We start from the raw sequence: 15,269 nt of genomic DNA on the forward strand, positions 1-15,269 counted from the left end.
AATACGAAAAATTAGGAGGTTGGTGTGTTTGGAAAGTTTTGAGTTTTATATGATGCTAAATGCCCTAGGTTTCATCTTTTTAGTTTTTGCAATTGGCATTGGTGTTAGCATTATTCAAGAAGAGAAAATAGAAAAAAAGGACAAACTTATTTTTGGTCTGTTTTCACTCTTTTTCCTATCAGTCATTATTTTTGCAATAAACACTGGGAATGTTGACCCTAATGCTCCTTTATCGAAAGAGATTTTTAATATTTTAGCAGCATCGTTAACTTGCTCTGGTTTATGGAACTTAAAAAACAAAGCTAAAGGAAATAATTCTACTTTAAAGAGTAGTTTCAAAATAGTTTCAACACTTATTTTGATTTGGACTATTGTAAGTGCTTTGTTTGGTTTCAACGCTCTTAGACACGCAAATACTTTGGCTTTATCAATTGCATCCATCGGATTTTTCTTCCTGCCGATATTTGTAAATCAATATCTTGAAAAATACAAAAAAATGAACTAGACCAAGATTAATAATTGAAACATTAAGGCGCTAAAGCTTACTCTTGCGCTTTTTTGTTTGCTTATTTTATGCACCTTCAAATTATTACACTATATATCTAATAAAATAGTGTTGAGATGATTGTTAGCCTATTGTTGCTGTAGAAAGCGAATGCTCCGTTTGGTGAAAACCACTATATCACTGAATTAAAATTAGACTGGATACGTCTTTTATATACGAAGTTTCAAAATAAGTTTAAACTCTATACGCACCATCATTATGATGTTACTTAAATGGTATGATTAGTAGTTACCAGAGTGCATCGGAATCATTCTAGCGCTCAGCAGGAAGTATGAGAACCGTCCTTCTACCTCTTGGGAGTGACAAAAGGGCTTCATCTTGGGATTAGGGTTTTAAGGTGATAAAATGATACATACATATTCAGGAGAAACCATCCATTTTGAGATAAAATACAAAAATCGCAAATGCATTGCCATTCGTATGGACGTTTATGGAAATGTGGAAGTCCAGGCTCCTAAAGGTACAGAGGATGAAAGAGTGATTCAATTGCTTGAGGAAAGGTGGGAACTGATTCAAGAAAAATCAAAGGAAATGAAGGACAGACTGCTTGGACAGCAGGAGAAGGAATACAGTCAGGAGGAGAGGATTCTTTATTTAGGAAACACCTATCCTGTAAAGGTTTATCAAGATACTACTATTGAACAAGATTATGTCGTGTTTGATGAGAAACATATAAATGTATACGTGAAACAGGTGGAGGACGGAAGGATAAAACAAGCTTTAAAGAGATTTTATTACCAGCAATGCAAAGCTATAGTGGAGAAGAGTGTAAAATCCTATCAAAGTAACTTTAAAGTAAAACCACGGTCTATCCGTATATCTGATAGTAAGACTACATGGGGAACCTGTGATTCCCAATTACAGTTAACTTTCAATTGGAAGTTGGCCATGGCTCCAATAAAAGTAATTGATTATGTAGTAGTACACGAAATGTGCCATATGATTCATCTCAACCACGACCGATCCTTCTGGCGACTTGTAGGAAAAATATCACCTGATTATAAAGAGCAGGAAAATTGGTTGGCGCTGTCCAGTTGGAAGATGACTATTTAGGCAGGAGAGGCTTAGTAAAGGGGAATAGACCTAATGCATCCAACAGAGATAATGGCACTTGGTTATTATGGGGAGGCTTTATCAATGTGTCAAAGAAGAGATTTATCCGCTGATTACGCTCGAATGAATATGGAAATTGCTTTAATCGCTGAAGATGGTATGAATCTATTAATTGAAAACGGTTGGATGGAACAACCCCCTACTGCCACTGACCATGAAAACCTGACGAAGAATTAGAACAAGGTGTTCATACTTTCCTTGTATCATGGATACATATATGAGTTTTTTGTACGAACTAAAAAAGCAGACCCAAACGGATCTGCTTTTTTTTAGGATGGATTTGTGGACCATAATCCAGCTGTTTTAATAAATACTCTTGGATTAAATTTCAAACTAGCCACGACTAATTCTGCAAGGTCTTCTGGGTGCATCACGTTTTCTTCATTGCCTTTAACAAGATTTGTATCAATCGCTAAATCGGTAACGACCGTACTTGGTGTTAAAGCAGTGACACGGACATTATGTTTTCTTACTTCTAGCATTAGTGATTCTGTTAGGCCTAAAACAGCGAATTTAGAAGCACTGTAGGCACTTGTAACAGGAGCACCTTTTTGTCCTGCAGATGAAGAAATATTGATGATATCTCCTGATTTTCTTTCGATCATTCCTGGTAATACTGCTCTTGTTACATTGTACACACCCATTAAATTGACTTGGATGATTTTTTCCCATTCTTCTGGTGTTAGATCAAGGAACCCACCAAATTTAGCAACACCAGCGTTGTTGATTAGGATATCAATTGGACCTAAGTCTGATTTGATATGTTCAACAGCATGGGTAACGGATTCAAGATCGGTCACATCTGCTGTTGCTGCAGAAACCTTCACATCAAATTGTGCTAGTTCAGCAGCTACCTTTTCTAGATTGGACATATTTAAGCCGATTAGGCCTAAATGAACGCCTTCTTTAGCTAAGGCGATAGCAGTTGCACGGCCAATGCCTCTTCCTGCGCCAGTAACTATTGCAGTTTTTCCATTTAAAGAAATCATTTTATCACTCCTAAAATTATTATAAATAGTAGTTCATTCTAGCAGAAAGACCGCAAACTTGCATGGAAACAGTTGCGGTCTTTCCTATTTTGAACTTGAGGAATAATATATTTATTCTAAGTTGGCATGTTTACCATACATTTTATTGGTATCCAACCCTTTTTTCTCCATGAAACGAAGAATCACTGCGTCGTAAAATAGTAGAAGTGTTTGCTCAAATAATGAGCCCATTGGTTGAATCGTCTTAAAATTACTCTCCGACTGATCTTTAGGTGAGCCAGGCAACTTAATAGTGATATCCGCTAATTGTCCAATAGTGGACTCAGGGAAAATCGTTACAGCTGCAATAGTCCCACCGATGCTTTTTGCTTTCTCAGCCATGGAAACTAAACCTTTTGTTTCTCCTGAACCTGATCCAATGATTAAGATGTCATCTTTTTCAAAATTAGGGGTTACTGTTTCGCCAATCACATAGGCATCTATCCCCATGTGCATCATTCTCATGGCAAATGATTTGGCCATAAATCCAGATCTACCTGCGCCAGCAACAAAGATTTTTTTGGATTCAAGAATCCCATTAACTAATTTTTCAGCTTCATCATTGGAAATTAAATCTCCCGAGCGAATTAACTCTTTTATGATTTTAGCTAGGTATTGAGTTGTATTCATGATCTGAATTACCCTTGATTAATCATTTGTTGCATTTTTGCAGCAGCAGCTTTTTTATCAGCTTGTCCAGTAATCCCGCCACCTACAATGACAAGGTCTGGTTGTACTTTGATAACTTCTGGAAGTGTTTCTAACTTAATACCACCTGCGATTGCAGTTTTAGCATTTTTCACAATACTTTTGATGGTTTGTAAATCTTCAAAAGAGTTCTTTCCAACTGCTTGAAGATCGTAGCCAGTATGAACACAAATATAATCAACGCCCATAGCGTCCACTTCTTTTGCACGTCCAGCAAGGTCTTTAACAGCAATCATATCAACAAGGATTTTTTTACCTTGTTTTTTCGCTTCTTCAACAGCACCTTTAATGGACATATCTTCAGCAGTACCAAGAATTGTCACGATATCTGCACCAGCTTCAGAAGCTTTCATTACTTCATAACCAGCTGCATCCATGATTTTTAGGTCTGCTAATACCTTTAAGTTAGGGAACGCTTCTTTTACTGCTTTTACTGCATGAAGTCCTTCATTGATTACAACCGGTGTACCGATTTCGACGATATCAATGTGATCCTCCACTTCTTTAACTAACTCAATTGCTTCTGGAATATTTACTAAATCTAATGCTAATTGTAATTCCATCTATATTCACTCCTATAATTTTTTTTATTGTTGTACAGTGATAGCTTTTCCACCATGGCCTCTCACTGAACAATTGCAAGTATATAACGTATGATTAAATATTAAAAGTACGCACTTTTATTTTACATAGTGCTAAAAAGTATACTGTAAGACAGACCGCTGTTTGTGACACCTCCCGTTTAAATAGCCCGCTTATTATGCCCAAAGCTTCAACACATAAAAAAATACTGTTTTCAAAAAATTAATATCATATATGTTTGTGGCCGGGGAGAGGATGCTCACCCTGGCTTTTAATTTTTTTTGCACATAAATAGAAGAGTTTATTTCCTATGGTATACATTTTGTTATTAAGTTATTTTTTTATCACTATTTAAATAAAAAGTGCGTACTTCCATTTGAAAAATGTAGGTATTATACTTACATCTTGTTGCAACAATGTTTCACGAAACACTGAAATTCATTTCTGATTTTGGAGGTATGTAAAATGGAGGCAATGACATTTGTCTTATTTGGGGCGACAGGGGACTTAGCAAAAAGAAAAATCTTCCCTGCTCTATATAATTTATTTTTGGATAAAAAATTACCTCTGCCCATCTCCATTATTGGGGTGGGCAGAGGAGAATTATCAGATACTGATTTCCAAAAACATGTGAAAGATTCTTTAAAAGCATTTTCTAGACGATCACTACATGACGATTCAAACCTTGAAGTGTTTATCCGTGCCTTTCGTTATAGCCATGTAGATGCTATCAAGGCTGAAGGTTATAAAGGATTACTTGAACTCGTTAAACAACGTGAAGAAGAATTGAATATTCCAGAAAATCGTATGTTCTACCTATCTGTTGCTCCAGAGTTATTTAATGTGATTGCTTCCAACATTAAAGAGAGTGGTCTAGGTTCTACTAAAGGTTGGAAACGTCTTATTATCGAAAAACCGTTTGGGCATGACCTAAAATCAGCTCAAGTATTAAACGATAAACTAAGCAAAGCTTTTGATGAAGAAGAAATTTTTCGCATCGACCACTATCTTGGAAAGCCGATGGTACAAAACCTGGAAGCGTTAGGGTTTGCAAATCCAGTGCTTCAAGCATTAAGGAACAACCAATACATTGCAAATGTGCAAATTACTGCAACCGAAACAGTTGGGGTTGAAGAAAGAGCTGATTATTATGATAAAGCCGGGGCTATTCGCGACATGTTTCAAAATCATATGCTGCAAATGTTAATGATGACAGCAATGCAGTTGCCAAAACAAATTAATGCAGAAGAGATCCGCAATGAAAAGAGAAAAATAATAGAATCACTACGTCCGTTAAAGAAAGAAGATGTAGTGAATCATGTGATTCGAGGTCAATATGGTCCTGGTGAAATCCAAGGTAAACCAGTTGTTGGCTATACAGGAGAATCTGAAGTTGCTCCTTCTTCATTAAATGACACATTTGTAGCTGCCCGTCTATATGTGGATGATGATTTTTGGAGAGGGGTTCCTTTCTATATCCGTACAGGAAAAAGAATGACAGAGAAATCCACCCGAATTGTGATTGAATTCAAAAATACTTTAAAGGATTTGTATAGGGCTCAAGAAGAAGAAACTGCCCCAAATCTTTTAGTGATTGAAATCAATCCAAACGAAAGTGTTTCATTACAATTAAATAGTAAAAACCCATTAAACAATGGAAAAATCGAACCAGTCAGTGTTGATTTTTCTTCTAAACAAGCAGATGTTCCTGAAGCGTATGAGCGTTTAATTTACGATGCAATGCGTGGCGACTCAACTTTCTTTGCGCATTGGAAAGAAGTGGAGTTGTCTTGGAAATGGGTACAGCCTATCTTAGAGGCTTTTGAGGAAAATACAATTCCCCTTCCATTATATCCATCCGGGTCAACGGGACCAAATGCTTCCCATCGATTATTGGCAGAGCAAGGATATAAATGGTGGTAGTAATAAAAGATGAACAATATTAAGGAGGAAATGAATATGAAAATTGGATTAATTGGTTTAGGAAAAATGGGATTAAACTTAGGTCAAAATTTAATTGATAACAAGCATGAAGTAGTAGCTTTCGATGTAAATAGAAGTTCCGTTGAAGAAATGAAGAAATACGGTGCTCAAGGTACATCTGATTTAAAAGAACTTGTTGCATCATTAGAAAAACCAAGAGTTGTATGGATTATGGTTCCGCATGCTGTAGTGGATTCAGTAATTGATGAAATGACACCATTATTAAGCGCTGGAGATATCGTAATTGAAGCTGGGAATTCTCACTATAAGGAATCCATCCGCAGATATAACCAGCTAAAGGAGGTAGGAATTCACTTCATGGATGCCGGTACTTCTGGTGGAATGGAAGGTGCTCGTAATGGAGCATGTTATATGATTGGTGGAGACCCTGAAGCCTGGAGCATCGTGGAACCTATTTTCAAGGATACAGCTGTCGAAAATGGATTTATCTATGCTGGTAAAGCAGGGAGCGGCCATTTCTTAAAAATGGTTCACAATGGAATTGAATACGGCATGATGGCAGCGATTGGTGAAGGATTCGAGGTGCTAGAAAAAAGCGAATTCGATTTTGACTACGAAAAAGTAGCTAGAGTGTGGAATAACGGCTCCGTTATTCGTTCATGGCTCATGGAGTTGACTGAACGTGCATTTTCAAAAGATGCAAAGCTAGATGAAATTAAAGGGATTATGCACTCTTCTGGTGAAGGGAAATGGACAGTTGAAACAGCTCTAGATTTACAAGCAGCTACTCCCGTTATCGCAATGTCGCTTTTGATGCGTTACCGTTCATTAGACAACGATACCTTTACAGGTAAAGTGGTAGCTGCATTAAGAAACGAATTTGGTGGACATGGTGTTGAAAAAAACTAAAAGAATTACATCTGTTATTAGTGAGATGGTATTGAAACAATGAATATGATGGTAGGAAAGGATGTGTAGTTCATGAATGTATTGGATGCAAAAATGATAAATACTCAGTATGGAATAGAAACTTATCTGGATCTATTGGAAAATGTTGAAGTGAAAGACGTTCAATATGTTACAGAGACAGCTTCTTTTTACGAAATCACTATAGGTGTAGAGTATTTTCGGTTGAGGAATGAAAATTATTATAATAGTGAAAAGAGATATTTTAAGATACGGATGAATTCTGATTTAAATGCTATTACTATAATAGAAACAAAAAGAGAAAGTTTATTTGCTGTGAAAAATGAATTTGAAAGATCTGCAACAAAAGAACTAATTGGAGAGTGGCTGATTAAAAGCAGTGCTTTCAGAAAAGTTCTTAGTGATTTGATAGATGATAAGAAAATGGAAAACGTTACAACCGAGGAAAATATAATAGGAACAATAGGAACAATTAGGTTCCTGAAGAAATTACTTGAAATCACAACAGAAGATATTTTAAGTGCTCGTGTTGAGACCTCTCACTAGTTTCCGTAACGCATCTTCCTAATGAACATCAGAATAGAGAATTATATGTTCACTGCTAATATAATTTGTATGGAAGGATATAACAAGTACAGACTTATATTTTATTTAGTGAAAAAAGTATACTATGGGCTATAATAAATATGGAGGTGATGATAAATGTCGCGAATGCAGGAAAAGATGTTTAATTGTGAAAAAGAATTAACACTTTCCGTTATTGGTGGTAAATGGAAGATGCTTATACTATGGCATCTAGGGAAAGAGGGAACGAAGCGATTTGGTGAATTGAAAGCTCTTATGCCAGGGATCACGCAGAGAATGCTAGTTAATCAATTGCGAGAACTGGAAGAAGACTTGATTGTAAAACGCGAAGTCTATCCCGTCGTTCCTCCAAAAGTAGAATACTCCCTTACTGAACAAGGAAGAAGCTTGATGCCGATTCTCGATGCTATGTATAACTGGGGAAAAGATTATATGGAAACTGCAGGATTGAATCCTTTAGTAAGATAAGAGTTGGTTAGGTGAATTTTAACTGGTAATTTAAGGTTGACTTCGTTCGAGGTAGTCAACCTCTTTTCAATCCCCACTAAAAATTGGCATAAATATAACTAATCATTTCATTGACTTTCCAAACTGTATTAATTAATATTACAGTACAGGAGCCAAGAGGAAGTGAAATCCAGTGAATAGTGAATTTACGATAGCCGTTCATAGCTTAGTTCTTTTAGCGCATTTGCCTGATCACATGGCAAGTAGTCAAAAGATTGCAGACAATGTTTCCACAAATCCGGCAAGAATTCGTAAAATAATGAGTTGTTTGCGTAACCATGGATTTGTACGAACAAAGGAAGGAATAGGAGGAGGCTACATTCTTCAAAGAGATCCTGATGAAATTACATTGGGGCAAATCTATCGCTCAGTGTCAGGTGCAACGATTAAACCCAATTGGTGCTCTGGAGATCCTGAGGAGGAATGTGTGGTTGCTTCTAATATTCAACTTGTGATGGATGAGGTCTTTGAGGAAACCGATCAATATTTTTCAGCGTACCTCGATCGTATTTCCATTGCATCTATCTTGAAGAAAATAAAACAATATTAATAAGTTGTTTTATTTTTGATCTAAATGTAATGTTTTTTGTTACAGATGATAAATGCTCTTTTAGTCCGATGGTTTAAGTCTCTTTTTGTGTAAACTGTAACTATTTTAAGTTCAGTTTACTGCTATAAATCTTATGAGGTTTCATTCAATAAAATAAAGAAAGGTGTGATAAATGTATGGGTATGTCAAATGCAAAACATAGACACGTTTGCGACAAATGCCTAACGATAACGAAAGAAATTGGTCATTGTCCTAAATGTGGCCATTCCGAATTACGACCATTCATGTTTTTTTTACAGAGTGGGGGCAAATATCATGTCGTAAATACAAATTCAGTAAAGCAAGAAACTGCATGATAAACAGGGAAGTTCACTTATTCACAAAGGAAGACTGATAGGTTGGTTTTGAAAGGGGAGAGTTTAAAAAGTATGAATAAATTTGAAAAGCATAAAGGTTTTTCACGCACATTCCAAGAAAACAAACTTTCACTTGGGTTATTCTTTCCTTTAGAAGCATATAAGGGAAGTATCCCGGTTATGGATTTAAAGCAACAGATAGATCTTGCCCGGATAGCTGAGGAGGCTAATTTTGCTTCTTTATTTGTTAGGGATGTTCCATTGAATGACCCGTCCTTTGGTGATGTTGGTCAAATATATGATCCTTGGGTTTTTCTAGGTTACTTAGCAGCTCAAACAAAAGAGATTGCATTAGGGACAGGGAGCATTGTGACGACACTACATCATCCACTTGATCTAGCGAAAGCTGCTGCATCTGTAGATCAAATATCCAATCAAAGGCTTCTCTTGGGTATTGCAACTGGAGACCGACCTATTGAATTTTCAGCATATAAAGTTAACCGAGAAGAACGAACAGAATTATTTCAAGAGGCACTTATTGTTATGAAAGAGGCATGGAAACAGTCATTCCCACTGATCGACTCACAAAGAGTTGGATTAGAACAAGGAGACCTCTTGCCGAAACCCGTTTTATCAGATATTCCTTCTTTCGTGACAGGGCGTTCAGGGCAGTCACTAGAGTGGATAGCTGAAAACAGTGACGGTTGGATTAGTTATCCGCGAAATATTGATGTACAAGCTAAACTCATTAATGATTGGCGTTCTTTAACGTATGATTTCCAGCCATTTTCTCAATCGCTTTATATTGATTTAGCAGAAGATCCGGATGAAGGCCCTACTCCTATTCACCTTGGGTTTAGGAGCGGATACAAATTTTTCATTGAATATCTGAATCGCTTACAAGAAATTGGAGTTAATCATGTTATTCTGAATTTAAAATATGGTCAACGTCCGGCAAAGGATGTAATTAATGATTTAGGAGAAAAGGTAGTACCTAGGTTTCCTGCATTTAAGTAACATTTAATTGAATAAGAGATTGAAAGGTGGTGAGAGGTATGAAGAAAAGACCAGAAGATACAAGAGTAGTAGTCGGTATGTCTGGAGGTGTTGATTCGTCGGTTACAGCTTTGCTTCTTAAAGAGCAAGGATATGATGTAGTTGGTATTTTTATGAAAAATTGGGATGACACGGATGAAAGTGGTTTCTGTACAGCAACTGAAGATTACGAAGATGTGATTAAGGTTAGTAATCAAATCGGCATTCCGTATTATGCTGTAAATTTTGAAAAACAGTATTGGGATAAAGTCTTCACATACTTCCTAGAGGAGTACAAATCAGGTCGGACACCTAATCCTGACGTCATGTGTAATAAAGAGATCAAATTTAAGGCGTTTTTAAATCATGCGATGTCAATTGGGGCTGACTATATTGCAACAGGTCACTATGCACGAGTCGAAGAAAAAGATGGACAATACCGATTGTTGCGAGGTGCTGATCATAATAAAGACCAATCATACTTCCTTAATGCTCTTTCTCAAAAGCAATTATCGAAAACTATGTTTCCGCTTGGGCATTTATCCGTGAGATTGCGATAGAGGCAGGTCTTGCAACAGCAAAGAAAAAAGATAGTACGGGTATTTGCTTTATTGGTGAACGAAATTTCAAGGAATTTTTAAGTGGCTTTTTGCCAGCTCAACCTGGTGAAATGCAAACCTTAGATGGTGAAATTAAAGGTCACCATGATGGTCTTATGTATTATACTATTGGTCAACGTCAAGGTCTTGGCATTGGCGGATCCGGGGAGCCTTGGTTTGTCATTGGTAAAGACTTAAAGCGTAATGTTCTGATTGTTGGACAAGGGTTTCATAACGAAGGACTTTATTCAGAAGGTTTAGAGGCTATTGGTATGAATTGGTTTAAAACAGATCTAACTTTTAAGCAAGAATTTAGTTGTACCGCCAAAATGAGATACCGTCAAGAGGATCAAGAGGTAACAGTGTATCCGCAAGAAGATGGAACAGCAAAGATTTATTTTCACAAAAGACAAAGGGCTATTACCCCAGGACAAGCTGCTGTTCTGTATGATGGTGATATTTGTATTGGTGGGGGAACAATAGATCGTGTTATTAAATAATAGGAAACTGACTAAATCCGTGAAAGTTCAATCCTTACTAGACTATTAAAATGAAAAGTATATCGGGGGAATAATACATGAAAATGTTAGTTACAGGTGCGACAGGAAAATTAGGATCTAAAATTGTAGAGGCTTTATTAAAAAAGGTACCAGGAAACCAATTAGCTGTAAGTGTTCGTAATCCAGAGAAAGCTGAAGGATTGCGGGCTCGAGGAGTAGATGTCCGAAAAGGTGATTTTGATTATCCAGAAACACTTGATGCGGCTTTTGCTGGCGTTGATCGCTTGCTAATTATCTCTGCGGATGGGGAAAATGAAACAAGAATACGACAACACGCGAATGCAATAGCTGCGGCCGAGCGTGCTGGAGTGAAATTTATTGCTTATACTAGCATAGCGAATGCAAAGGAAAGTGAAAACTTCCTTGCTCCAACGCATAAAGCAACAGAAGAAGCTATCATGAAAACAGGTATTCCTTATTCATTTTTAAGAAATAATTGGTACTTGGAAAATGAAATTTCAAGTATTCAAGGTGTTCTAGCAGGTGCTCCTTGGGTGACATCAGCAGGAAATGGTAAGGTAGGATGGGCATTACAACAAGATTACGCAGATGCTGCGGTTGCGGTATTGACTGGTAATGGGCACGAAAATTCTATCTACGAGCTTTCTGGAAAACTATTAACTCAGGAAGAGTTTGTATCAGCTCTTGGTAATGTATTGGGGAAAGAAGTACCTTTACAACAAGTTGATGACAATACTTATGCAGACATTATGAAAGGTGCAGGTGTACCAGATTTTCTAATTCCTTTTCTTGTGGAAATCCAAACAGGCATTAGAGAAGGTACGCTTGAAGTCGAAAGCAATGACTTCGAAAAACTTCTTGGGCGTTCAGCTACACCAATTAGTGACGGACTCAATCAAGTTGTTAATGATATCTCTTAAACACTGAATCATTTTAAGTATTAAGACGACAAACCCTTGCTATTATTGAGTATTAGTATGATATATAAAATTTTATGAGGCTTTCCATAAGTTTAGTAACTATGGGGAGTCTCTTTGTTTATGATTGAAAAAACATTAAATGTTTATGGCTTTTGAAAACAATACATCCACCCCCACTTTTAAAACCCCACAATTCCGGGTATAAAAACCCTATATGATTGTGAGGGGACAGCCACATGATAAGAATAGCCGGAATGACAAGGGATCATCAAATCACCAAAAACATTAACATCAATAACCTCGATAGAAACGCCTATAAATGGATTTGGGTTGACTTTAACCAGCCTACGGAAGAGGAAATAAAACATTTAGACAGTACTTTTCAATTCCATCCATTGGCGATAGAGGATTGCATACATAGACTACAGCGGCCGAAGCTTGATCATTATGAGGATCATACTTTTTTCGTGACGCACAGTATTCAGGAAAAGGATGAGGAGCTTCATAAGGAGGAAGTGAATTTCTTTTTAGGGGAAAATTATGTCGTGAGTTTTCATCAGGCACCTTCTAAAGAGGTGGATGAGGTGTGGAAGAGCTTAGACAAGCCACCCAAAGACGTGGAAAATTGGGATGAATATTATGTGTTTTATGAAATCCTGGATGACATTGTCGATAATTATTTTCCGTTCCTTTATAAGCTGGAGGACCAGCTGGACAAAATCGAGGAGAACACGCAAGATAAATCAATGAATCAGCTGATGGAAGAGCTGTTCGATACAAGGTATTCCTTATTGGAGCTAAGACATACGATCAACCCAATGCGTGATCTGCTGTACCGCATGCTCAATAATCATCGTCTGGATGGGGTGATGAAAAGAAAAGAGTACTTCGCGGATATTTATGACCATCTCTTGAAGCTTTCTGACTTGATTACCTCCAACCGGGAATTGACGGCGGACATTCGGGATAATTACCTTTCCTTGAACTCCCATCAAGCCAACAATGTGATGAAGGTCCTTACCATCATCACGTCCATCTTCGCACCATTGACTTTTATAGCGGGAATCTACGGGATGAACTTTCAAAACATGCCTGAGCTGACTTGGAGATACGGATACTTTGTGGCGCTTGGAGTCATGGCCGTCATGGGGATAAGCTTGTTTATTTGGTTTAAGTGGAAGGGTTGGTTTAAGTGAGATACCTATATGTAGACTGAAGCGAGTATGAAACCTATACTCGTTTTTTGTTTTGAGAACTAAATAAAAAACAGCATAGTTAATCCAATGAGAAAGAAATCAGTAGCGCGGACTATTGGGGAGATGATTGGATATGGAAAGTGGTTAAGCCATTATAGAAGTAAGCCGACCTTGAAAATTTTATCCGAAGACGAACCCACCTGGCTAAATATTTCGAAAGTAGGTAGCCCATGCTCCGCTCAAACGGAAATTAGGTACTTTTATATTTACCTAACCGTTTAAAAAGTCCAAGCGTTTTTATTTTTATCGCATAACTTGAGGTAGTAGGACTGGAGGTGATTAGCTTTGAAGAGGAAAAAATACTCCGATTGTAGTTGTCATATATTCCCGGTTTTGAAATCAACAAAATATGACTGTCCTCTTGGAAGACGCGGTCCAACAGGTCCACCAGGCCCACCAGGTCCACCAGGTCCACCAGGTCCACCAGGTCCAGCTGGAGGAATTGGTTTTTTTGGGTTTGACCAAACTGGAGAGGGTGCAGTGTTAACTCCTGAAGTTGAAACTACTGTGTTGACGGTGTCTGTAAATTCTGACGCTGACCAATCAGTAAAAATAGATTCGGTAGCAGCAGTAGATATTATAGTAGGTTTGTCTACTACTTTTCAGTTCACAATAGAGTATTCTTTGTATAGGGATGATATCCTTTTGGCTACTATCGTAGAAAATGACGAAGGAGATAAACCAGGTGGGATTGTACGCTTATTTAGCAATATTCCTAATTTAACTTGGGTTGATACACCTGGTTCTGGTATGCACACTTATGAGATTCGATTAACTGTAAGAGGGTCTAACATATTAACAGCCACTACAAGTACTAGGTCTTTAAATGTCTTTGCATTAGATTAGAAATTAAGGCAACTCAGTAATCTCATTTATATTTATGTTGGGCGAGATAAGATTATTTGCTAGCGGTAGCAGGGGGACGGTCCTGTCACTTCCATCTAACTCCAAAAGAAGCATGGGAACCGCCCCCCCTGCTTTATTGACGTTTATAGCGGGAATCTACGGGATGAACTTTCAAAACATGCCTGAGCTGACTTGGAGATACGGATACTTTGTGGCGCTTGGAGTCATGGCCGTCATGGGGATAAGCTTGTTTATTTGGTTTAAGTGGAAGGGTTGGTTTAAGTGAGATACCTATATGTAGACTGAAGCGAGTATGAAACCTATACTCGTTTTTTGTTTTGAGAACTAAATAAAAAACAGCATAGTTAATCCAATGAGAAAGAAATCAGTAGCGCGGACTATTGGGGAGATGATTGGATATGGAAAGTGGTTAAGCCATTATAGAAGTAAGCCGACCTTGAAAATTTTATCCGAAGACGAACCCACCTGGCTAAATATTTCGAAAGTAGGTAGCCCATGCTCCGCTCAAACGGAAATTAGGTACTTTTATATTTACCTAACCGTTTAAAAAGTCCAAGCGTTTTTATTTTTATCGCATAACTTGAGGTAGTAGGACTGGAGGTGATTAGCTTTGAAGAGGAAAAAATACTCCGATTGTAGTTGTCATATATTCCCGGTTTTGAAATCAACAAAATATGACTGTCCTCTTGGAAGACGCGGTCCAACAGGTCCACCAGGCCCACCAGGTCCACCAGGTCCACCAGGTCCACCAGGTCCAGCTGGAGGAATTGGTTTTTTTGGGTTTGACCAAACTGGAGAGGGTGCAGTGTTAACTCCTGAAGTTGAAACTACTGTGTTGACGGTGTCTGTAAATTCTGACGCTGACCAATCAGTAAAAATAGATTCGGTAGCAGCAGTAGATATTATAGTAGGTTTGTCTACTACTTTTCAGTTCACAATAGAGTATTCTTTGTATAGGGATGATATCCTTTTGGCTACTATCGTAGAAAATGACGAAGGAGATAAACCAGGTGGGATTGTACGCTTATTTAGCAATATTCCTAATTTAACTTGGGTTGATACACCTGGTTCTGGTATGCACACTTATGAGATTCGATTAACTGTAAGAGGGTCTAACATATTAACAGCCACTACAAGTACTAGGTCTTTAAATGTCTTTGCATTAGATTAGAAATTAAGGCAACTCAGTAATCTCATTTATATTTA

Annotated in this window: 16 protein-coding genes and 2 pseudogenes; 15 read left to right on the forward strand and 3 right to left on the reverse strand. The window is 37.6% G+C overall.

Features of this window, described 5'->3' with window-relative positions:
- Window positions 1-28 precede the first annotated feature (28 nt).
- The 3 genes and pseudogenes from K7887_RS01815 to K7887_RS01825 all read left to right on the forward strand — a co-directional run.
- Complete coding sequence (locus K7887_RS01815) at window positions 29-505, forward strand: hypothetical protein (protein ID WP_223491910.1); 477 nt, start codon at window positions 29-31, stop codon at window positions 503-505.
- Window positions 506-910: 405 nt separating this feature from the next.
- The gene (locus K7887_RS01820) at window positions 911-1,618 is read left to right on the forward strand and encodes a M48 family metallopeptidase (protein WP_223491911.1); all 708 of its coding nucleotides are present in this window, start codon (window positions 911-913) and stop codon (window positions 1,616-1,618) included.
- Between the two features lie 54 nt (window positions 1,619-1,672).
- Window positions 1,673-1,855 (forward strand): annotated as a pseudogene (locus K7887_RS01825) (DUF3231 family protein); the annotation flags it as partial.
- Window positions 1,856-1,947: 92 nt separating this feature from the next.
- Here the strand turns inward: K7887_RS01825 and K7887_RS01830 are convergent.
- The 3 genes from K7887_RS01830 to hxlA form a co-directional block, all read right to left on the reverse strand.
- Window positions 1,948-2,667, reverse strand: a complete 720-nt coding sequence (locus K7887_RS01830) for a 3-ketoacyl-ACP reductase (RefSeq protein WP_090831815.1) — start codon at window positions 2,665-2,667, stop codon at window positions 1,948-1,950.
- A 111-nt stretch (window positions 2,668-2,778) separates the two neighbouring features.
- On the reverse strand, window positions 2,779-3,336 hold the full coding sequence (gene hxlB / locus K7887_RS01835) for a 6-phospho-3-hexuloisomerase (RefSeq protein WP_223491912.1): 558 nt from the start codon (window positions 3,334-3,336) through the stop codon (window positions 2,779-2,781).
- Window positions 3,337-3,344: 8 nt separating this feature from the next.
- On the reverse strand, window positions 3,345-3,977 hold the full coding sequence (gene hxlA / locus K7887_RS01840; protein WP_223491913.1) for a 3-hexulose-6-phosphate synthase: 633 nt from the start codon (window positions 3,975-3,977) through the stop codon (window positions 3,345-3,347).
- 484 nt (window positions 3,978-4,461) lie between these two features.
- Between hxlA and zwf the strand changes: the two genes are divergently transcribed.
- From zwf to K7887_RS01900, 12 genes and pseudogenes are all read left to right on the forward strand, one after another.
- Complete coding sequence (zwf, locus tag K7887_RS01845; protein WP_223491914.1) at window positions 4,462-5,919, forward strand: glucose-6-phosphate dehydrogenase; 1,458 nt, start codon at window positions 4,462-4,464, stop codon at window positions 5,917-5,919.
- A 36-nt stretch (window positions 5,920-5,955) separates the two neighbouring features.
- Window positions 5,956-6,849, forward strand: a complete 894-nt coding sequence (gene gnd / locus K7887_RS01850) for a phosphogluconate dehydrogenase (NAD(+)-dependent, decarboxylating) (protein ID WP_223491915.1) — start codon at window positions 5,956-5,958, stop codon at window positions 6,847-6,849.
- Window positions 6,850-6,921: 72 nt separating this feature from the next.
- On the forward strand, window positions 6,922-7,413 hold the full coding sequence (locus K7887_RS01855) for a hypothetical protein (RefSeq protein WP_223491916.1): 492 nt from the start codon (window positions 6,922-6,924) through the stop codon (window positions 7,411-7,413).
- Window positions 7,414-7,569: 156 nt separating this feature from the next.
- Entirely contained in the window at window positions 7,570-7,920 is a 351-nt protein-coding gene (locus K7887_RS01860) for a winged helix-turn-helix transcriptional regulator (protein ID WP_223491917.1), read from the forward strand.
- Window positions 7,921-8,092: 172 nt separating this feature from the next.
- A complete protein-coding gene (locus K7887_RS01865; protein ID WP_010191722.1) occupies window positions 8,093-8,509 on the forward strand; it encodes an Rrf2 family transcriptional regulator in 417 nt (138 codons plus the stop codon).
- A gap of 428 nt (window positions 8,510-8,937) precedes the next feature.
- Window positions 8,938-9,882, forward strand: coding sequence for an LLM class oxidoreductase (locus K7887_RS01870; protein ID WP_223491918.1), 945 nt, complete (start codon window positions 8,938-8,940; stop codon window positions 9,880-9,882).
- 38 nt (window positions 9,883-9,920) lie between these two features.
- Window positions 9,921-10,999: pseudogene (mnmA, locus tag K7887_RS01875) on the forward strand (tRNA 2-thiouridine(34) synthase MnmA).
- Between the two features lie 77 nt (window positions 11,000-11,076).
- Window positions 11,077-11,940, forward strand: coding sequence for an SDR family oxidoreductase (locus K7887_RS01880; protein WP_223491919.1), 864 nt, complete (start codon window positions 11,077-11,079; stop codon window positions 11,938-11,940).
- Between the two features lie 236 nt (window positions 11,941-12,176).
- Window positions 12,177-13,136 (forward strand): magnesium/cobalt transporter CorA, encoded by a 960-nt coding sequence (gene corA, locus K7887_RS01885; protein WP_223491920.1) that lies wholly within the window; start codon window positions 12,177-12,179, stop codon window positions 13,134-13,136.
- Window positions 13,137-13,481: 345 nt separating this feature from the next.
- Complete coding sequence (locus K7887_RS01890; protein WP_223491921.1) at window positions 13,482-14,042, forward strand: hypothetical protein; 561 nt, start codon at window positions 13,482-13,484, stop codon at window positions 14,040-14,042.
- Between the two features lie 112 nt (window positions 14,043-14,154).
- Window positions 14,155-14,328 (forward strand): CorA family divalent cation transporter, encoded by a 174-nt coding sequence (locus K7887_RS01895; RefSeq protein ID WP_399209044.1) that lies wholly within the window; start codon window positions 14,155-14,157, stop codon window positions 14,326-14,328.
- 345 nt (window positions 14,329-14,673) lie between these two features.
- Window positions 14,674-15,234 (forward strand): hypothetical protein, encoded by a 561-nt coding sequence (locus tag K7887_RS01900; protein ID WP_223491921.1) that lies wholly within the window; start codon window positions 14,674-14,676, stop codon window positions 15,232-15,234.
- The last annotated feature ends 35 nt before the right edge of the window (window positions 15,235-15,269 follow it).

The sequence above is a fragment of the Sutcliffiella horikoshii genome (assembly GCF_019931755.1).
In the GTDB taxonomy this organism is placed as follows: domain Bacteria; phylum Bacillota; class Bacilli; order Bacillales; family Bacillaceae_I; genus Sutcliffiella_A; species Sutcliffiella_A horikoshii_E.

Excerpts from the sequence above, each read along its gene's own strand:
- hxlA (WP_223491913.1), bottom strand. The coding sequence starts at position 3,977 with ATGGAATTACAATTAGCATTAGATTTAGTAAATATTCCAGAAGCAATT.
- K7887_RS01880 (WP_223491919.1), top strand. The coding sequence starts at position 11,077 with ATGAAAATGTTAGTTACAGGTGCGACAGGAAAATTAGGATCTAAAATT.
- K7887_RS01870 (WP_223491918.1), top strand. The coding sequence starts at position 8,938 with ATGAATAAATTTGAAAAGCATAAAGGTTTTTCACGCACATTCCAAGAA.
- K7887_RS01820 (WP_223491911.1), top strand. The coding sequence starts at position 911 with ATGATACATACATATTCAGGAGAAACCATCCATTTTGAGATAAAATAC.
- zwf (WP_223491914.1), top strand. The coding sequence starts at position 4,462 with ATGGAGGCAATGACATTTGTCTTATTTGGGGCGACAGGGGACTTAGCA.
- K7887_RS01860 (WP_223491917.1), top strand. The coding sequence starts at position 7,570 with ATGTCGCGAATGCAGGAAAAGATGTTTAATTGTGAAAAAGAATTAACA.
- K7887_RS01855 (WP_223491916.1), top strand. The coding sequence starts at position 6,922 with ATGAATGTATTGGATGCAAAAATGATAAATACTCAGTATGGAATAGAA.
- hxlB (WP_223491912.1), bottom strand. The coding sequence starts at position 3,336 with ATGAATACAACTCAATACCTAGCTAAAATCATAAAAGAGTTAATTCGC.
- gnd (WP_223491915.1), top strand. The coding sequence starts at position 5,956 with ATGAAAATTGGATTAATTGGTTTAGGAAAAATGGGATTAAACTTAGGT.
- K7887_RS01895 (WP_399209044.1), top strand. The coding sequence starts at position 14,155 with ATGGGAACCGCCCCCCCTGCTTTATTGACGTTTATAGCGGGAATCTAC.
- corA (WP_223491920.1), top strand. The coding sequence starts at position 12,177 with ATGATAAGAATAGCCGGAATGACAAGGGATCATCAAATCACCAAAAAC.
- K7887_RS01830 (WP_090831815.1), bottom strand. The coding sequence starts at position 2,667 with ATGATTTCTTTAAATGGAAAAACTGCAATAGTTACTGGCGCAGGAAGA.